The organism is Polaromonas sp. P1_G1, assembly GCF_056405595.1.
This window is the reverse complement of sequence record NZ_JBFUBU010000030.1, coordinates 20321-39219: the sequence shown is the minus strand read 5'-3', so window position 1 is coordinate 39219 and position 18899 is coordinate 20321. Positions and strand designations below refer to the sequence as shown.

The following is an 18899-nucleotide window of genomic DNA, read 5'->3' as shown; positions in this document are numbered from 1 at the left end:
GGGGTTGCTTACGTCGAAAGGCAATGAGTATCGCACCTCGCGCAACGCTCAAAACACCCTTCTTCAGATCGGAGGTTTCTTGATGTGCGCCCGCTTTCGCTGCTGCTGTAGGCTACCGATTGTCGCCTCCACAGCGGTCATTCGCGAAAGTCTGCAAGTGGCCCGAAAGCAGTCGTTCGCTCGTTCCTCAAGTCGCCAACCTTCTTGTGGGTCATCACCAGAAGTTCGAAGGCAGGTGGTCAAGAATTTCCGGATCAGATGGTCAGTTATCGTTCGGGTGCGGTCGACCCTCGCAGTTGAAGCGCTGACGCTCGTTTCGAACCCTATTCCATGTTGTAGCAAGGCTCACAACGGTCCGGCGCCCCTTGTTTCACACCATGATTCCGAATCCACCTTCGATTCAAACGACGTTTTCAGAAGGACGCGGCAGTTTTTCTGTTTCAAACCTTATTTCTTCGGACCAGGGTACGGATCAGAACAGGATTCATGCAAATGGCCTAAGCCTGGAGTCGCTCATAAAACCCAGCGAAGCGGTCCTGGCAAGGCGGCACAACAACGCCAGGAGGGTCTTTGAGCGGCTCTCAAGAGGCGCTCTGCCTGGCGCGGCGCCTGGCTTCTATCGCGCGGTCCAGGCTGTCGAGCAGGCGCTGCTCATCAAGCGGTTTTTCCAGCCAGCCCGAGATGCCCAGCGCCTGGCTACCGGCATGCTGGCGCGCCTCCGCAGCGGTGACCGACAGTACCAGCACCGGCAGGCGCGCCGTGCGCTTGTTCGCCCGCAGCTCACGTATCAGCGAGAACCCGTTCTCGTAGGGCAGCCTGACGTCCACCGTCATCGCCGCGTACGATTCCATCTTGAGGTAGTCGCGCGCCTGTTCGGGGGTGTGCGCCATGTCTGCGTCATAGCCGCCCTTGTCCAGCATCATGCCGATGAGCTTGGCCACGTCGGGGTCGTCTTCGTATACCAGCACGCGCGGGCGCATCACGCCGTCGAGCCCCATGGGCGCCGTGACCGGCGGCGCTTCCCGCCACACCGGCAGCTCGAAAAAGAATGTGCTACCCACCTGGCTTTCCGTGGTGAAGCCTATGGTGCCATCCATGCGCTCGATGATGGCTTTGGAAATGCTCAGGCCCAGGCCGGTGCCGCCTTTTTTCCGCGTGTCGGAGGAGTCGGCCTGGGAGAATTTCTGGAAGATTCGCTGGCGGAATTCATCCGGAATGCCGGGGCCGTTGTCGATGATTTCCACCCGGGCGCGTCCCGCATCCGTGCGCAGCGCCACCTGCACGGCGCTGCCAGGCATCGAAAACTTGATGGCATTGGACAGCAGGTTGGTCATCACCTGGATCAGGCGATCGCTGTCGACGCAGACCTGAACAGGCGCTTCCATCCTGCCCATCACCAGCTTCACGCCGTGCTGCTCCGCGAAACCTTCATTGGCGGCAAGGGCCTGCTCCAGCAGGGGTTCCAGTTCCATCGGCCGCAACTCAAAGCTCATCTTGCCGGACTCGATTTTTTCGCTGTCGAGAATGTCGTTGATGAGCCGGATCAGGCGCTCGCAGTTGCTCTGGGCGATGCCCACCAGGTTTTTGGCCTGCGGCGGCAGCTCGCCCGTCACGCCGCCCCAGACAAGGCCCAGCGAACCGCGTATGGAGGTCAACGGCGTGCGCAGTTCATGGCTGACGGTGGAGACGAACTCGCTTTTCATGCGGTCTATGCGTTTGAGTTCGGTGACGTCGTTGCCCAGCGAGGAGAAGCCGATGACGGTGCCCTGCTCGTCCCCCTCGCCGTAGCGCGGAAAATAACTCATGACGTATTCACGCCGTTCGCCACCGAGGGGTGCCAGCTCAAACTCGTAGCGCACTGAATAACCGGCCAGCGCCTCCTCGACATGGCCTTTGACCTGGTCGTACAGCTGCGGCCCCAGGACTTCCAGCAGGGTCCGGTTCTGTATCTGCTCGCGCCCGAGGCCCAAGGCCTCTTCATAGGCCCGGTTGTGGAACTGGAAGCGCTCCTCCCTGTCGACATAGGCGATCAGGGCCGGCACGGCGTCGGTCAGCTCGCGCAGCTGGGCTTCGCTGTCGCGCAGGGCGTCGCTGATGCGGTTGCTTTCGGTGATGTCGTGAATGATGGCCGTGAACAGCCGGCTGCCGCCCACGTTGACGTCGCCGAACGATGCGTTCACCGGGAACTCGGTGCCGTCGTGGCGCAGGCCCAGAACCTTGACGTCCCATTCGCGAAAGCCGCGCTGGCGGTTTGTCAGGCTGGCGAAGAAGGCCTGGAAGCCCATGCGGTAGCGCGTGGGCAGCAGCATGGTCACCTCCCGGCCCACCAGGTCGTCGAGCCGGTAGCCGAAGAGGTGGCGGGCGGCGCTGTTGGCATTGACGATGATGCCTTCCTGGGTGGCGGTCACCAGGCCTTCGGCCATGCTTTCAGTCACGGCCCGGCTCATGGCCTCGCTGTCGGAAAGCCTGGCCTCGACGCGGCGGCGCTTTTCCTGCGAGCGGACAATCATCTGGATGGCCCAGCCGAACACGCTCAGGCACAACAGCCCGCCCAGCAGGATCAGTTGCTTGACGGTCTGGGCGCTTTGCCGCGTTTCCTCTTTCGAACGCTCCAGGGCCTGGGTTTCCGCCGTCTTGATACGCGTCACCAGCGTTTCGATCTCGTCATAAAGCCGGCGGTTGGGCTCGCCGCCGATGATGGCCGCTGCCGCTTCCAGCCCGGTTTGCTGCCGGGCGGCGATGGCTTGCTCCATCAACGCGAAGCGTCGCGTCATGGCGTCTTCCAGCGTGCGCCAGTCCTGACTGGTGCCGGCCGCCGCGTGCACGCGCTGCTGCGCCTGCTGGCTCAGCGTGCGGGCTTCCTGGTATGCGGCGAGGTCCGTGGCGGTGTTGGTCAGCAGGTAGCGCCGCTGCGAGGACTCGGCCGCCTTGAACTCCGCGACGACCTGCTCCAGGAGCAGCACGGTTTCGCGCGCCTGCGTTTCGCTTTGCGTACCGCTGAGCAGCGTATTGATGGTGAAATAGGAAGCCGCGATGCTCAGGATGATCAGGATCATCCCGGTGAACAGTGCGACATTGATGGTCGCGCGAAAAGGCGACTTCATGGCGCTTGAGCCGGCAGGCCTGGTTTGCCAGAAAAGCGGCTCATTTCGCCATGCCTGTGCGCTACTGCGAGCCCAGCACGGTGCGGACCGCCTGGATCAGCGATTCAGTCTCCACGGGCTTGGTGATGTAGCCGTCCGCGCCGCTGGCCAGGCCCTTGAGCACCGCCTCGCGGGTCGCCTTCGCCGTGAGCATGATCACCGGGATGTCCTTGAGCTGCGGGTGCGAGCGGATGCGCAGCAGGATGTCGAACCCGTCGGCATCGGGCAGCATCACGTCCAGCAGCACCAGGTCGGGAATCGGCGGTTTGCGGAACTCGGCCACCACTTCGGCGCGGGAGCCCGCCACCCGTATGTCAAAACCCTCGAAGGTCAGGTAGTGGCTCAGAAACTTTGCCAGGTGCTCATCGTCGTCCACGACGATGGCCGACAGGCGTTCGCCGGGCGCGCGCTGGCGCGGCTGCTCGCGCTTGCGGGCGATGCGGACGTAGTAATTGGATTTTTTCAGCGTGGCCGCGCAGAAATCGGCCTCGGCGCCGGCCTCGGTGAGCGCCGTGGGGCTCAGCTGGAACTGCAAAGAGGCGGCGAACGGGTCCGGCTCGACCTGGGTCACGAGCCCCTTGGCCAACAGCAGTTTCACGGTGTTATCGAGCGTCGTACCGACAGCTTCGCCCACGCTCTGGCGGATCTGGGCCAGGGACAGGATGCCGTCGAGGCGCACCAGCAGCTCCAGCTCAGGCGGCGAAATCGTGGTGGCGGCGCTGCGCAATTCCTGCTGGCCTTTGGGCGTGACGGCGTAAATATCGTTGTATTGCACGGTGTAGCTCCTCTCTGTGGTAAGGGGCATGACATACGCCGAAGCGCTGCCTGATTCTAAGGTCCGGGGCCCGCTCAAATGGTGCACGCCCTCAGGAAGAAGATACACCAACTGGGTGGGCCCGGCATTCACGGCGATTCCGCGGGCGGCGGCGGCAAGGCGGACCGCAGCGCCGCCATCAATTCCCCCAGCGAGGCCTCCATGCGCAGCAGCAGGTCGTCAATGCCGGCGCGCGGCCCCTTGTCATGAAGCGCCTGCTCCAGCGCGCCGGCGTCCAGCGGCAATTGCGTGGCGCCGATCTGCGCCGAAACACCGCGCAAGGAATGGCTGAGCAACTCCGCCGCCTTCAGGTCGTCTGCCGCCAGCGCCTCGCGGATGCGTGCCGGCGTGTCCGCGCGGCCGTCCACGAAGCGGCGCAGCATCGAGATGTAAAACCCTTTCATGTTCATCGCCCGGCTCAGACCCAGGGGCACGTCGAGCCCGGCGATGCTGTCGGGCAGCGCCTCCTCGGCGGAACCTGCCGCATCCGCCGCCTGCACGGCGGCAAGGCGGGCCGCCGGTGTGCCGGTTTCGGCCACCGGGGCCGGCGCGGCGGCGCCCTTCCCGGCCTCGCTGTTCCCAGCCTCCGCAAGCGCCTCCAGGCTGCCCAGCGCCCTGCGCAACTCGGCGGCAGCGTCCGCGCGCTGCGCGGGCGTGAGGCGTCCCGGGTCCAGCTCCAGGCGCAGGCCGGGCCGGTCGCATTGGATCACCCCTGCCCCTGCTGGCGCCGCCGCCGGGGTTTTGCGGACCGCATAGACCGTGATCGGTTCGGCGAATCCCTTGGCGACGACCGGCTCGCGCGCCTCGACTTCGATCTCGTCCTGCACCAGGTCGTGGGTATCCCTCGAAATCAGGATGCCGCCGGGCTCCGCGGCCTGCTCCAGCCGGGCGGCCAGGTTCACTTCACGGCCGATGATGGTGTAGTCCATGCGCAGGTTGCTGCCGAAGTTGCCGACGTCGCAGAATCCGGAGTTGATGCCTATGCGTATCTCAAAGGCCTTGGGAATGCCCATGGCCTTCCAGCGCCGCTGCAGCTCGACCATGCGTTGCTGCATGGCGACGGCCATCTTCACGCACTGCACCGCGTCCTGGCGCGGACCCAGGGTGTGGGGGTCGCCGAAGAAAATGACGATGGCGTCGCCGATGAACTTGTCCAGGGTTGCGCCGTATTCGGCGGCAATCTGCGACATTTCCTCAAAGTAACTGTTGAGCAAAAAGGTAACTTCTTCGGGCTGCCACTGCGCCGTGGAGGCCGTGAAGTTCTTGATGTCCGAAAAAAACACCGTCAGCCGCTTGCGCTGGGTCTGGATCTCGGCCTGGCGAGAACCGTCAAACAGCGACTGGTAGACCTGCGGCGCGAGGTAGCGCGACAGTTGCTCGGACAGGGTTTTCAGGCGCTTGGCATTGGCGCTGCGCTCCAGGTGCAGCCGCACGCGCGCCAGCAGCACGGGCGGGCTGATGGGTTTGGTGATGTAGTCGGTGGCGCCCAGGTCCAGCCCGAACTGCTCTTCCTCCACGCTGCTGAGCGCCGTGAGAAAGATGACGGGAATGTCGGCCGTGCGCGAATCGCGCGCCAGCCGCCGCATGACCTCGTAGCCGTCCATCCCGGGCATCATCACGTCGAGCAGGATGATCTCGGGGCGCCTGTCGGACAGCGCCACCTGCAGACCCTCTTCACCCGACTCGCAGGCCTCCACCTCATAACCGTCCCGTAGCAGGGCCACGAGGAAATACCGGACGTCCGCCGTGTCGTCCACCACCAGGATGCGGGCGCGGCGCGCGGGGCCCCGCCCGGCTTGCTCGCTTACGGCTTCAGTCATGCGGCTCCTCCATGGGTGGCGGGCCGGCATCCGGCCCGGCCGGTTACCGGGGTTGGCGCGCGCGGGTCCGCATCGGCGCGCGCCGGCCTATTTCACCAGTTCCGCCCGCATGGCGTCAATCACCGCCTTGTAATCGGGTTTTCCAAAAATGGCGCTGCCGGCCACAAAAGTGTCGGCGCCCGCGGCGGCCACGCGCGCGATGTTGTCGGTCTTGATGCCGCCGTCGACTTCGAGGCGGATGTCCTTGCCCGAGGCATCGATGCGCTTGCGCGCCTGCTCGATCTTGCGCAGCGCGGAGTCGATGAAGCTTTGCCCGCCGAAGCCGGGGTTGACGCTCATGATGAGAATCAGGTCGATGTCCTCGATCACCCAGTCCAGCACGTCCAGCGGCGTGGCCGGGTTGAACACCAGCCCGGCCTTGCAGCCCTTGGACTTGATGGCCTGCACGCTGCGGTGCACATGGCCGGAGGCTTCAGGGTGGAAGCTGACCAGGTCGGCGCCCGCGTCGGCAAAGGCCGCGGCCAGCGCGTCGACGGGCTGCACCATCAGGTGCACGTCCACCGGCACCGGCGTGCCGTCGGCTTTTTTGGCGTGCGGCTTGAGCGCCTGGCAGATCATGGGCCCGAACGTCAGGTTGGGCACATAGTGGTTGTCCATCACGTCGAAGTGGATCCAGTCGGCGCCGCCGGCGATGACGGCCTTGATCTCGTCGCCCAGTCGGGCGAAATCGGCGGACAGGATGGAAGGGGCGATGCGGTAGGTGGGCGGCTGGTTTTTAGGCATGTCAGGATTGTCGCAGCAAGCCGCGGCCCGCGTCGGGACTCGACGGCGCAGGTTGTTTCGCCCGGCCAACAGCCGCAGCAGGCGGTTAACATGGAGAGAACCTGTTCGCGGTCTAAACGGGGACCGCGTTGGGGTGCAATCGCCCGATTTCACCCCAACCCGGAGGGCAAGCGCCTTTTCGGGCGGTCTGCGGCGTTGCGGCGCTAACCCATAGCTATGCTATGGGCAGCGCACCGCGCCTTGCATCCCATCCCGAGAAGGGGCTTGCGCGGCCCCGTTTAGAGCGCGAACAGGTTCTTAAGCCATGCCCAAATACCAATTTTCCTGCGAAGCCGTGCCCCAGTACCTGCCCGAACAGTCGGCGCCGGAAGACCACGTCTACGGTTTTTCCTATACCGTCACGGTCACCAACACCGGCGAGGTCACGGCCCAGCTGATCTCGCGCCACTGGGTCATCAGCGATGCCAACGGCCACAACGAAGAGGTCAAGGGCCTGGGCGTGGTCGGCCACCAGCCGCTGCTCAAGCCCGGCGAATCCTTCCAGTACACCAGCGGGTCGCGCCTGCGCACGCCCAGCGGCACCATGCACGGCAGCTATTTTTGCGTGGCCGAAGACGGCGAGCGTTTCGAGGCGCCGATCCCCATGTTCGTGCTGGAGGCGCACAGCGGCAACGGCAACGGCGCCACCCCGCCCGGCCGTGTCCTGCATTGAGCCCACGGCCCTGACTGCCCGATGAAAGACCTGGCCTCCCTGCTCAAGGCGCTGGACCCGGACGCCGGACTGGCACAGCGCCATGTCTGGCTGATCAAGCTCTTCGAATGGATACGCGGCGACGAGACCTCCGTCGCGGCCGCCGTCTCGCGGGTGCAGGCCCTCATGGATGCCGTCGAGCGGCAGCCCGAGATCCAGACACGCATGCGGGCCTGGTGGCAGACACTGATCCAGACGGTCGACATCACCACCTTGCTGGCCGATTTCGGCTTCGCGCCGCGCACGGCTTTTGTCAGCGAACTGGCCGAGCGCCTGCGCCGCAAACTGCTGCCCGGCACGCCAGAAACCGTCGACGCCTCCGAGCTGTTTCCCCTGGTGGCGCCCACGCGCTTCGACGCGCAATGGATGGGCGCGCTCGAAGAGCCGCAGGTCGCCCGGCTGGCCCTGATGCTATCGGCCAGTCCCGACATGGACACGCTGCATTGGCACTACAGCCTGATGGACGCGCTGACCTACTGCACGGCCCAGATACGCGCCACGGGTTTCGCGCCAGAGCTGCGCCTGCGCATGAACCGCGCCACGCCGCACGCGCGCGCCTTCCACGCGCTGCCGGCCGACATCGACGGGTTACGCAACGCCTTCTTCAAGCCAGAGCGGGACGAGGCGCAGCTGCAGGCCGCCATCGCGCAATACCGTGAGCGGCTGGACGCCTGCCGCCAGGCCGTCAACAGCATCTACACGCACCTGGAGGACAACGGCATCTCGGTCGGCATGGTGTTTCGGCTGCGCCAGCTGCGCGAGCGCATGCTGCGCGTGCGCGAACTGCTCGACAGCCTGGTCTCGCCCAAGCCCGCCATGGCAGCCGTCAAGCTGCTGGGACGCCGCGTCATCACCGCGCAGGAAGGCAAAAGCATCAGCGCGCTGATCAGCGCCAACTCCACGCTGCTGTCGGCCAAGGTGGCCGAGCGCAGCGCCGAAACCGGCGAAACCTACATCACCCGCACGCGCGGCGAATACCGTGAAATGCTGGGCAAGGCCATGGGCGGTGGCGCCATCACGGCCTTTACCACGCTGCTCAAGTTCATGATCGTGGCGGTGGGCCTTTCGGCTTTCTGGAGCGGCTTCTGGTCCGCCGTCATGTATTCCGCCAGCTTCATCCTGATCCAGTTGCTGCATTTCACGCTGGCCACCAAACAGCCGGCCATGACGGCGCCGGCCATGGCGGCCAAGCTCAAGGATCTCGGCTCAGCCGATGCGAGCAGCACCATCACGGCCTTTGTCGACGAGGTCACGCACCTGGTGCGTTCGCAGGTGGCCGCGGTCTTCGGCAACGTCTTCATGGTGGTGCCGGCTGTGCTGCTGGTCAACACGCTGGTCCTGCTGCTGCTGGGCCGGCCCATGATCAGCCACACAGAGGCCGAGCATGTGCTGGGCACGCTGACGCTGCTGGGCCCCACATTGATGTGGGCGGGTTTCACCGGCGGCATATTGTTCGCGGCCAGCATGATCGCGGGCTGGACCGAAAACTGGTTTGTGCTGCATCGCCTGGACTCGGCCATGCGCCACAACCCGCGCATCACCGCATTCCTCGGCAGCGAGCGCGCGGCGCGCTGGTCCGCCTTCATGCGCGACAACATCTCCGGCTTCGCCTCCAACATCGCGCTGGGCTTCATGCTGGGATTGATCCCGGCCTTCACCGGTTTCTTCGGCGTGGAGCTTGAAGCGCGCCACGTCACGCTGTCGACCGGCCAGCTGGCCGCGGCCGGCGCATCGTTGGGCCTTGAAGCGTTCAAGCACCTGACTATCTGGTGGTGCATCGCGGCCATTCCGCTGATAGGCGCGCTGAATCTCGGCGTGAGTTTTTACCTCGCGTTCCGCCTGGCCCTGCAGGCGCACAACGTGAGCAACGTCGACCGTGCGCGTATCCGTGCCGCCATCTGGGCGCGATGGCGCAGCCACCCCCGCAGCTTCTTCATGCCTGAATAACTGGCTCCCCCCTGTCCAGGCTCACTGCGTGTAGCCTGTTCTCCCCTCGAGGGGACGGCGCCTGCGGCCGGCAAAGCCGGACCCTCGGCCCCCACTGGTTTGTTCACTGCACTCTTCAAGCCACATTGATGAACATCGTCACGATGGCGATGCCCCTCCATCGTTACTTGAAGAAAAAGTGCAAAGGCGCTATTTCCGATGTTGTCCTACATGCCTGGCAACAGTGCGCCTGTAAATTAATGCAACAAGTTTTCCTCGCGCAAACCCACCGGGCCTCACGCCACCAGGCTGGCCGACCAACGTGCAACATGCCGCCTTCAAGGGCTTGTCTGCAGAAGTTCCAATCAGAGTGGAGACCCCTTCCTCATGAACGAAATCCTGGCCATCTGGGCTGAATGGATCAAGCCTTCGGCGGGCTTGCCGACCGTGCAGTGGTCCGTGCTGCTCGCGCTGGCTGCCGCCACGGGCCATCTCCTGAACCGCTATACCGGCTTGCCCAAGGTGGTCGGCTATTCGCTGGTCGGCGGCTTTGCCGGTCTGGCGGGGTTCAGCGGCGCGGCCTGGCCGCTCCAGGGCACCGGGCTCTTCCTGCTGGAACTGGGCGTGGCCGTGGTGCTGTTCGAAGCCGGCGGGCGCATTCCGCTGCGCTGGTTTCGCCATAACCCCATGGTGCTGGTTCAAAGCCTGGCCGAAGCAGCCTTGACCTTCATCCTGGTGTACTGGGCCCTGCACGCGATGAGCGTGCGCGAGGCCGTGGCAGAACCGCTGGCCCTGCTGGCCATGGCCGCCTCGCCCGCCGTGCTGTCGCGCGTGGCCATAGACACCCGCGCCGCCGGCCCCGTCACCGAACGCGCGCTGGTGCTGTCCACCCTGGGTACCCTGTATGCGCTGACGCTGTGCAGCGCACGCGCCGGCATGATGCACCGGCCCGAATCGGGCGTGGCCGGCGTGCTCAGCACGCTGTACCCGGTGCTGGTGGTACTGGGCCTTTCGGTCGTGGTGGGCGCTGCGCTGGCCCTCATGCTGCGCACCGCGCTGCGCGTGATGAGCCCCACCAGCGAGAACACCGCCATCCTGCTGCTGGCCCTGATCGCCGCGGGTGCCGCGCTGGCCGCCCACTTCGGCGGCTCGGCGCCGCTGGCGGCGCTGCTGGGCGGCATGCTGCTCAAGCAGCTCAATCCGCGCCCCTGGTCGTGGCCGCGGCAGATGGGCACGGCCTCGTCCATGCTGACCATGCTGATGTTCGTACTGGTCTCGGTGGTGGCGGCGCAGGCCGACTGGAGCGGCCCGGTGGCGGGCCTGGTCATCGCCATGGTCGTCGCGCGCATGGTGGCCAAGATCGCCGGTGTCGCTCTCGGCAACGTCGGCAGCGGCGCCAGCTGGAAGCAGGCCCTGTGGGTGGGCTGCGCGATGTCGCCGATGTCCTCGGTCGCGCTGCTGCTGGTGTCGCAGTTCGCCACGGCCTCGGGCGCTTTGGGCCGCCAGATCGCCAGTGTGGCTCTGCCCGCCATCCTGCTGATGGAGGTGCTGGGCGCGGTGCTGGCCACCTTGGCCATTTACCGCGCCGGCGAAAGTTCCAAACCCTGGGCGCCGCTCACGCGCGGCCCCGCATCCGGACCCGTCCATGAGCCTTGAACCCTTTCACAAATCGGCCGCGCTGTCGCTGGGCGTGGAGCTTGAGCTGCAGCTGGTGAACACGCACGACTACGACCTGGCGCCCTATGCCGAGGACATGCTGCGCCTGATGTCCAAAATCCCGCTGCCAGGCGCCGTGGTGCCCGAGATGACCTCCAGCATGATCGAGATCTCGACCGGCGTGTGCCGCAACGCGTCGGAGGTGCTGGGCCAGCTCTCGCAGATCCGCGATGCGCTGGTCAAGAGCGCTGACAAGCTCAACATTGCCGTGGTCGGCGGCGGCACCCATCCCTTCCAGCAGTGGCATGAGCGCCGCATTTACGACAAGCCGCGCTTTCGCGAGCTGTCCGAGCTCTACGGCTACCTTTCCAAGCAGTTCACGATTTTCGGCCAGCACGTGCACGTGGGCTGCCCCGACGCCGACAGCGCGCTGCTGACGCTGCACCGCATGTCGCGCTACATTCCGCACTTCATTGCGCTGTCCGCCTCCTCGCCCTATGTGCAGGGCCAGGACACGGCCTTCGATTCGGCCCGGCTCAACTCGGTGTTCGCCTTTCCGCTGTCGGGCCGCGCGCCCTTCGCGCTGACCTGGGACGACTTCACCGTCTACTTCGACAAGATGACGCGCACCGGCGTGGTCAAGAGCATGAAGGATTTTTACTGGGACATCCGGCCCAAGCCGGAATTCGGCACCATCGAAATCCGGGTGTTCGACACGCCGCTCACGGTGGAGCGCGCCACCGCGCTGGCCGGCTTCGTGCAGTCGCTGGCTTCCTGGTTCATGCACGAACAGCCCTTCATGCCCACCGAGGACGACTACCTGGTCTACACCTACAACCGTTTCCAGGCCTGCCGCTTCGGCCTGGACGCGGTCTATGTGGACCCAGCCACCGGCGGCCACATGCCGCTGCGCGAGCACATCCTGCAGACCATGGGGCAAATCGAGCGCCATGCCACCGGCATGGGCGCGGGCGCTTCGCTGCACCTGCTGCGCAACAGCGTGGAGCGCGGCGACAACGACGCCCGCTGGCTGCGCGAAAAACAGGGCGAGGAGCACCTGCTGGCCGAAGTCATACGCCAGGCGGCCGACCGCTTCCGCGGCGGCGTCACGCACCAGCAATATCCCTGACCCTGGTGCCCGGGGCGCAGCCTGTATGCTCTGCGCCATGGGTGAATTTGACCTGATCGCACGCTACTTCACACGCCCCGCCGCGCGCGCCGCGCTGGGTGTGGGCGACGACTGCGCGCTGCTGCAGCCGGCGCCCGGCACGCAGATAGCCATCTCCAGCGACATGCTGGTCGAGGGCCGGCACTTCTTCGCGGACGTGGATCCTTTCACGCTGGGCCACAAGGCGCTGGCCGTCAACCTCAGCGACCTGGCCGCCTGCGGCGCCAAGCCCCTGGCCTTCACGCTGGCCCTTGCCTTGCCGCGGGTCGACGAAGCCTGGCTCGCCGCGTTTTCGCAAGGCCTGCTGGCGCTGGCCGATACGCACGGCTGCGAACTGGTGGGCGGCGACACCACGCAAGGGCCGCTCAACATCTGCATCACCGTGTTCGGCGAAGTGCCGGTGCTGAACGGAAAGAGCCAGGCGCTGCTGCGTTCGGGCGCCAGACCCGGTGACGACGTGTATGTCAGCGGCACGCTGGGCGACGCCCGGCTGGCGCTGGAGGCGCTGCGCGGCGCCTTGACCTTGCCGCCCGGCATGCTGGCCCAGGCCAGGCAAAGGCTGGAGCAGCCCACACCGCGCATCGCATTGGGCCAGGCGCTTCGCGGTATTGCCTCGGCAGCCATCGACGTGAGCGACGGTTTGCTCGGCGACCTTCGCCACATCCTGCGCGCCTCGAAAACAGGCGCAACGCTTGAAACAGCACTCGCGATCAATCTGGTCGCTGCTTCTTCACGTTCCGATTGGGCCACGGCCGGAATCGATGCTGAAAAGCAGATGGAGTTCGCGCTGGCGGGCGGCGACGACTACGAACTCGCCTTTACCGCTCCGGCCTCGGCCCATGAGGCCGTGCAGGCCGCGGCCCGCCAGGCTCAAACACCCGTCAGCCGGATCGGCCGGATCGACGCGGATCCCGGCCTGCGGCTGCTTGACGCGGCCGGCGCGCCGCTGGAGCGGCTCTACGCCTCCTTCGATCACTTTGCCTGAAGGCGCGCCGCGGCGTCTACGTGCCCGCGATGCGCCAGCCCGTGCGCAAGGCGACCGACCCAGCGCCTCGCCGCCGACCAGAATGCAGCCGGCGCCAGTGCGCGCAAATGCCGGGCTTCGGCAATGGCGGCAGCGGTCAGGCGATTTTCTTCGGTGGGGGTATAGAGCGAGTTCATCAGCGTATCCTTTCGGGGAGGTGGGGTCTCTTTTTTCTCCAGGGGCCACGGGGCTACTGTGCGCAAAACAGCCACCGGCGGAAACCACCCGCGCCGCAAATCCGTCTTGCACCAGACGCAAAACAGAAAACCCCGGCCCTGGGTAATATGGCCGGCATGCGGAACCTGAACTTTGACGACATGCACCTGTTCACGCGCGTGGCCGAGCTGGGCAGCTTCTCGGCCGTGGCCCGCGCGCGAGACGTGCCCGTCAGCCAGGTGTCGCGCGCCATCGCCCGCATCGAGAAAACCTGCAATGCACGGCTGGTACAGCGCAGCACGCACGCGCTGACCCTGACGCCCGAGGGCGAAACCTTCCTCGGCTATTGCCGGCGGATGACGCAGACGCTGGACGATCTCGAAGGCGAGTTCGCCAGCCAGAGCGGCGAGGCCAGCGGCTGGGTGCGGGTGGCGGCCAGCACTGTCATGGCCGAATACCTGCTGGTGCCCAGCCTTGAAGGACTTCACCAACGCCATCCGCGTGTTCGCGTGGAACTGAAAGTGGACGACCGCCTTGTGGACATGGTGCGCGACGGTGTCGACATCGCGATCCGCAGCGGCATGCATGCCAACGAGAACACGGTGATGCGCCAGATAGGCACGCATGGGCGGCGCTTGTACGCCACACCGGCTTACCTGGAGGCCCACGGTACACCGGAGCACCCCGACGACCTGGGCCGGCACCGCCTGATCAGCAACAGCGCCGCGACCTCACTCAACCGCTGGCCCTTCATCATCGACGGCCAGCCCGTGGTGATCACGGCAGACGGCTGCTGGCGCGCCGACTCCACCGGCACGACCAGCCAGCTGGCCCTGCAGGGCCTGGGCATTGCGCGCTTTGCCATGCTGGCGGCCGAGCCCCTGGTGCGGCGCGGCATGCTGGTGCCGGTGCTGCCGGGCTTTGTCGACGAGCAGCCCGTACCCATCCACGCCGTGACGCTGGGCGGGCGCCACCGGCTGCCGAAAATCCGGGCCTGCATCGACTATTGGGCCGAGTGGTTCAGCCGCGAAAGAGACCTGGTGAGCGGCCCGCCCGCCGGTTGACCGATGCGCTTATTTGGCCTCAATCAGCGCACGAATATCCAGCAGGGTCAGCTCATTCGCATCGGGCTTGCCGATCTCGCGGCCGGATGAAAACGGGAAATTGTTGTCGTTGACCAACACGATATGCGTGGCATCGACCACCGCAAGCCCTTCAGGGCCCAGGTGCGGCAATGCAAAGACCGCTTCGTTGGGGCCCAGCTTCGCCAGGCGCTTCGGGTTGGCGATGCGGGTCAGGTCGATGTAGGCGACCTTGCGCACAAAGCCGTCCGCGTCACTGGCCGCCAGGTCGATCTTGTAAACGCGCTTGAAGCGTGCGGGCCGCGTGAAGCAGTCGGTGCGCGCTTCATTGGGACATGCCGGTGCGATGCCTTCGGTGCTGTCGTCGCGCTCTATCACCAGGCCTGTGGTGGAGTCCAGCAATTGAAAGTCGGCGGCCACGTTGCCCACTTCTTCAAGCAGGTACTTCCACTGCTTGCCGGTGTAGCTCCGCGTGGCGGCGTCCAGTTCGTTGATGCGCACATAGGTTTTGTCGCCGGCCTTCTCCACGCTTTTGGTCGCGGCATCGAACAGCGGGCCTTCGAACATCGGATAGAGCTTGCTGCCGTCGGGTGATTTGGCCATGGACTCAAAGCCGTTGGAGCGGCGCACTTCAAACAAGGCCTCGCCGGGGAGATTCGGCAGCCGCCCCTGCATATAGTGGTCTGGCGAGGCGTGCAGCTTGCCGCTGATGACCGTCTCGATCACACCCAGCACCCGGCCCTGGAAGTCAGTGCGCAGCACGTAGGGACCGAACTCGTCGCCTATCCACCATTCGTTGCCCACCACCTGCAGCGACTCGGGATCGAAGTCGATGCCGGTGAGATAGCGGCGCGTGGTGTTTTCATTCTGGATGTGAAAGGGCACACGCTTGTCCGGGTCGCTCAGAAAGGTCGTGCCGCGGCGCACGGCCTGGCCCTTGCTCCAGTCGACCGACAGCCGGTGCACCATCAGCAGCGCATCCTGCGAGTTGACCTTGTTGCCGAAGCCGTTGTCGGTCAACGCCAGGAATTCGCCCTTGCCCAGCGACACAATGCCCGAAAAACCCTGGACCGACTGGCCCTTCATGGGCAGCGTGCCGCCGGAAGCGCGCGGATATTTGGGGTCTCCGACAAAGGTGTTGGCGCTTTCGCTGCCGAGCTGCTCATTGCGCTGGCGTTTGGCATTGGCGAATTTACCCGCCGTGGCGAAGAAGGCGCCCGCATCGCGCGGCGCGGCCACCGAGGCATCGGCAGCCAGGGCCGCATGGCCCGCCAGCGTGGCCTCCACCGCCGGCGCGGCCGGCGAGGTTTGCGCGCGGCCGCTGCCGGCCGCCAGGCACAGCGCGCAGGCGGCGGCCAGGGTCAATGCGTTCATCTTGCTCAAAACCTGCTTGTGTTTGCTCATCCCGAAATCCCTCTTGCTGGTGAATCGCTGGACTGTGCAGGCAGCGTGTGAAACCGCTGTGACAAAATCAGCCAATAGCCCGGGGCCTTCCCGGGCATCCGCGCCTGGCAACCCCCACCATGACCGACACCACGCCGCCGCCCGCCTTCCGGCCCACCGCGAAATTTTTGCTGTCGCATCCCGCGCATTTCATCGCTCTGGGCTTTGGCGCCGGCCTGAGTCCGGTCGCGCCCGGCACGGCCGGCACGCTGTGGGCCTGGCTGGCCTTCCTGGTGCTGCAGCAGTGGATCACACCGGCTGAAATGGGCTGGTTGATCGCCGCCTCCACCCTGGTGGGCTGGTGGGCCTGCACCGTAACGGCCAAGGCCATGAACGTCCTGGACCCGGGCAGCATCGTCTGGGACGAGGTGGTGGCCTTCTGGCTGGTGCTCTGGCTGGTGATGCCCGCGGACTTCTGGTCGCAGCTGGCCGCTTTTGTGCTGTTCCGCTTTTTTGACGCTGTGAAACCCGGTCCCGTGGCCTGGGCCGACCAGGCCTTCAAGGGCTTTAACTGGCGCGGCGGTTTCGGCATCCTGTTTGACGATTTTGTGGCGGCCTTTTGCGCGCTGCTGGTGATCGCCCTCTGGAGGTTCTGGTGAGCGGCGTACCCGAGCTGGCCGGACAACTCGCCGCCCTGCTGCAGGCCCAGGGATGGCTGCTCGCCACCGCCGAAAGCTGTACTGGCGGCATGATCTCCGCCGCCTGCACCGACCTGGCCGGCTCCAGCAACTGGTTTGAGCGCGGCTTTGTCACTTATTCCAACGAGGCCAAGACGGAATTGCTGGGCGTCCCGGCCCCGCTGATCGCCAGGCACGGCGCGGTCAGCGAAGAAGTGGCGCGCGCCATGGCCTCCGGCGCGCTGGAGCGTTCACGCGCTCAGGTGGCTGTGGCCGTCACGGGCGTGGCCGGCCCGACGGGCGGTAGCGCGGCCAAACCCGTGGGTACGGTATGGTTTGCCTTTGCGCTGCCGCGGCGACTGGTGTCGGAGGTCCGGCGTTTTGACGGCGACCGGGCCGCGGTGCGCAGCGCCACGGTGCGTCATGCGCTGCAGCGGCTGCTGGAGTTGCTGGAAGAACCGGGGGAACCGGAAAAGGCCGGCTGACGCGTGAGCGACGCCTGCACGGCACCGGGCGCTATAGAGTTCGCGGACCCGTCCATCACCCGAGATCCCGACAATCCCGACCAGGAGACAGCATGCATCCCAACCAGATCACCCTCGAACACTTCTACGCGTCCTTCGCCCGTCTCGACTCCGATGCCATGGCCGCTTGCTATGCGCCCGACGCGCAGTTCGACGACGAGGCCTTTTCGCTGCGGGGCCACAAAGAGGTCACCGGCATGTGGCACATGCTCTGCGACGTGACCAAGGCCAAGGGCGCCGACGTCTGGAAACTCAGCTGGAGCGGCATTGAAGCCGATGCGCGCAGCGGCAAGTCGCACTGGGAGGCCGACTACCGTTTCAGCACCACCGGGCGCATGGTGCACAACGTGATCGACGGCGAGTTCGAATTCAATGAACAGGGGCTCATCAGCCGCCACCGCGACCGCTTTGATTTCTGGGCCTGGTCGCGCCAGGCGCTGGGCGCGCCCGGCCTGCTGCTGGGCTGGACGCCCTTTCTGCGCACCAAGGTGCGGGCAGGGGCGGCGGCAAATCTGCAAAAATACCTGTCCCAACGCAAGACTTAACCCCGACGGGAGTTGCCCATGACCTGGTTTGACGGTTTTGAATCGCGCAGTTTTGAGGTCAACGGCGCCTCCATCAATGCGCGGGTCTCTAAAACCACGCTGGGCGAGCCGCTGCGACCAGCACTGCTGCTGTTGCACGGCTTCCCGCAATCGCATGTGATGTGGCACCGTGTGGCCCAGCGCCTGGCCGGCGACTATTTCCTGGTCATGCCCGACCTGCGCGGCTACGGCGACTCCTCCAAGACAGCGGGCCTGCCCGACCACAGCAACTACAGCAAGCGCAACATGGCGCACGACATGATAGGCGTCATGGACGCGCTGGGCATCAACCGCTTCTTCCTGTGCGGCCACGACCGCGGCGGACGCGTGGCGCATAGGCTGGCCCTGGACCACGCCGCGCGCGTGCACAAGCTGTGCGTCATCGACATCGCGCCCACACTGGACATGTACGAGGGCCGCAGCATGACCGAGCCCTACATGGCCTTTGCCCGCGCCTACTACCACTGGTTCCACATGCTGCAGCCGGCGCCGCTGCCCGAGATCATGATGGGCGCCAACCATCCCGAAACCGCCAAAGCCTATTTGCACGCCAAGCTGGGCGGCTGGGGCAGCGCGGGCATGAACTACATCGAGCCTCAGGCGCTGGCTGAATACGAGCGCAGCTTTTGCAATGCCGAGGCGCTGCACGCCGCCTGCGAGGACTACCGCGCCAGCGCCGGCATAGACCTGGAGCACGACCGCGACGGGCGCGCGCACGGCCTGAAGCTGACCTGCGACCTGCTGGTGCTCTGGGGCGAGCGCGGCGTAGTGCACCGGATGTTCGACCCGCTGGCGCTGTGGCAGGCCCAGTGCAGCGGCGAAGTCACCGGCCGGGGCATGCCGGCCGGGCATTTCATTCCCGAAGAGCAGCCCGAGGCGACGGCCCGGGCGCTGCAGGATTTTTTCAACTGATTCACTCCGGACCTTCAGACCATGTCGCACTACGCCGCAGAAACCTTGTGGGAACGCAAGAACGCCGACTTCCTGGACAACCGCTACAGCCGCCGCCACCTGTTGCGCTTTGACGGCGGGCTGGAGGTGCCGGGCTCGTCCTCGCCGTCCGTCGTGCCGCTGCCCATGTCCGACGCGTCGGCGCTGGACCCGGAAGAAGCGTTTGTGTCTTCGCTGTCGAGCTGCCACATGCTGTGGTTCCTGACCATGGCCGTCAAGCGCAAGTTCCGCGTGGACCGCTACTTCGACGCGGCGACCGGCGTGATGGAAAAGAACGCCGAAGGCAAGGTCGCCATGACCATCGTGACCCTGCACCCCGAAGTGACGTTCTCCGGCGAGCGCCAGCCCAGCCGCGAGGAACTGGACAAGCTGCACCATGACGCGCACGAGGCCTGCTTCATCGCCAACTCGGTGAAGACCGAGGTGCGCTGCGAGCCGGTGTACACCGGCGCCTGAG

At 65.8% G+C, this 18899-nt stretch carries 17 protein-coding genes; 11 read left to right on the top strand and 6 right to left on the bottom strand.

What is annotated here, in order from left to right; genetic code table 11:
• Window positions 1–581: 581 nt before the first annotated feature.
• From AC1D1Y_RS16405 to rpe, 4 genes are all read right to left on the bottom strand, one after another.
• A complete protein-coding gene (locus AC1D1Y_RS16405) occupies window positions 582–3104 on the bottom strand; it encodes a PAS domain S-box protein (protein ID WP_477683248.1) in 2523 nt (840 codons plus the stop codon).
• Between the two features lie 61 nt (window positions 3105–3165).
• On the bottom strand, window positions 3166–3918 hold the full coding sequence (locus tag AC1D1Y_RS16400; RefSeq protein ID WP_477683247.1) for a response regulator: 753 nt from the start codon (window positions 3916–3918) through the stop codon (window positions 3166–3168).
• 128 nt (window positions 3919–4046) lie between these two features.
• Window positions 4047–5777 (bottom strand): adenylate/guanylate cyclase domain-containing protein, encoded by a 1731-nt coding sequence (locus tag AC1D1Y_RS16395; RefSeq protein WP_477683246.1) that lies wholly within the window; start codon window positions 5775–5777, stop codon window positions 4047–4049.
• A gap of 87 nt (window positions 5778–5864) precedes the next feature.
• Window positions 5865–6560: a ribulose-phosphate 3-epimerase gene (gene rpe, locus AC1D1Y_RS16390; protein ID WP_477677676.1), complete on the bottom strand. Its 696-nt coding sequence runs from the start codon at window positions 6558–6560 to the stop codon at window positions 5865–5867.
• A 304-nt stretch (window positions 6561–6864) separates the two neighbouring features.
• Here rpe and apaG point away from each other — a divergent pair, with 304 nt between their 5' ends.
• The 5 genes from apaG to thiL all read left to right on the top strand — a co-directional run bounded on the left by apaG (window position 6865) and on the right by thiL (window position 13046).
• Window positions 6865–7272, top strand: a complete 408-nt coding sequence (gene apaG, locus AC1D1Y_RS16385) for a Co2+/Mg2+ efflux protein ApaG (protein WP_477656110.1) — start codon at window positions 6865–6867, stop codon at window positions 7270–7272.
• Between the two features lie 21 nt (window positions 7273–7293).
• Window positions 7294–9258, top strand: a complete 1965-nt coding sequence (locus AC1D1Y_RS16380) for a site-specific recombinase (protein ID WP_477683245.1) — start codon at window positions 7294–7296, stop codon at window positions 9256–9258.
• Window positions 9259–9624: 366 nt separating this feature from the next.
• A complete protein-coding gene (locus tag AC1D1Y_RS16375) occupies window positions 9625–10893 on the top strand; it encodes a cation:proton antiporter (protein WP_477683244.1) in 1269 nt (422 codons plus the stop codon).
• Window positions 10883–12022, top strand: a complete 1140-nt coding sequence (locus AC1D1Y_RS16370; RefSeq protein ID WP_477683243.1) for a YbdK family carboxylate-amine ligase — start codon at window positions 10883–10885, stop codon at window positions 12020–12022. The genes AC1D1Y_RS16375 and AC1D1Y_RS16370 overlap by 11 nt, the downstream gene beginning before the upstream one ends.
• 37 nt (window positions 12023–12059) lie before the next feature.
• Window positions 12060–13046 carry a thiamine-phosphate kinase gene (thiL, locus tag AC1D1Y_RS16365; protein ID WP_477683242.1) on the top strand — a complete coding sequence of 329 codons (987 nt, stop codon included), beginning with the start codon at window positions 12060–12062 and terminating at the stop codon, window positions 13044–13046.
• Here the strand turns inward: thiL and AC1D1Y_RS16360 are convergent.
• Window positions 13034–13222 (bottom strand): hypothetical protein, encoded by a 189-nt coding sequence (locus tag AC1D1Y_RS16360; RefSeq protein WP_477683241.1) that lies wholly within the window; start codon window positions 13220–13222, stop codon window positions 13034–13036. The two genes, thiL and AC1D1Y_RS16360, sit on opposite strands and share 13 nt — an antisense overlap.
• A gap of 156 nt (window positions 13223–13378) precedes the next feature.
• Between AC1D1Y_RS16360 and AC1D1Y_RS16355 the strand changes: the two genes are divergently transcribed.
• Window positions 13379–14305, top strand: coding sequence for a LysR family transcriptional regulator (locus AC1D1Y_RS16355; protein WP_477683240.1), 927 nt, complete (start codon window positions 13379–13381; stop codon window positions 14303–14305).
• A 9-nt stretch (window positions 14306–14314) separates the two neighbouring features.
• Here AC1D1Y_RS16355 and AC1D1Y_RS16350 read toward each other — a convergent pair whose 3' ends face one another.
• The gene (locus AC1D1Y_RS16350) at window positions 14315–15727 is read right to left on the bottom strand and encodes an esterase-like activity of phytase family protein (protein WP_477683239.1); all 1413 of its coding nucleotides are present in this window, start codon (window positions 15725–15727) and stop codon (window positions 14315–14317) included.
• Between the two features lie 119 nt (window positions 15728–15846).
• On the opposite strand from AC1D1Y_RS16350, the gene AC1D1Y_RS16345 reads away from it, so the two are divergent.
• The 5 genes from AC1D1Y_RS16345 (at window position 15847) to AC1D1Y_RS16325 (ending at window position 18898) form a co-directional block, all read left to right on the top strand.
• Complete coding sequence (locus tag AC1D1Y_RS16345; RefSeq protein WP_477683238.1) at window positions 15847–16365, top strand: phosphatidylglycerophosphatase A family protein; 519 nt, start codon at window positions 15847–15849, stop codon at window positions 16363–16365.
• Window positions 16362–16868: a CinA family protein gene (locus AC1D1Y_RS16340; protein WP_477683237.1), complete on the top strand. Its 507-nt coding sequence runs from the start codon at window positions 16362–16364 to the stop codon at window positions 16866–16868. The genes AC1D1Y_RS16345 and AC1D1Y_RS16340 overlap by 4 nt, the downstream gene beginning before the upstream one ends.
• Before the next feature lie 92 nt (window positions 16869–16960).
• Window positions 16961–17452: a nuclear transport factor 2 family protein gene (locus AC1D1Y_RS16335; protein WP_477683236.1), complete on the top strand. Its 492-nt coding sequence runs from the start codon at window positions 16961–16963 to the stop codon at window positions 17450–17452.
• 18 nt (window positions 17453–17470) lie between these two features.
• Window positions 17471–18403, top strand: coding sequence for an alpha/beta fold hydrolase (locus tag AC1D1Y_RS16330; protein WP_477683235.1), 933 nt, complete (start codon window positions 17471–17473; stop codon window positions 18401–18403).
• A gap of 21 nt (window positions 18404–18424) precedes the next feature.
• A complete protein-coding gene (locus AC1D1Y_RS16325) occupies window positions 18425–18898 on the top strand; it encodes an OsmC family protein (RefSeq protein WP_477683234.1) in 474 nt (157 codons plus the stop codon).
• Window position 18899: the final 1 nt, after the last annotated feature.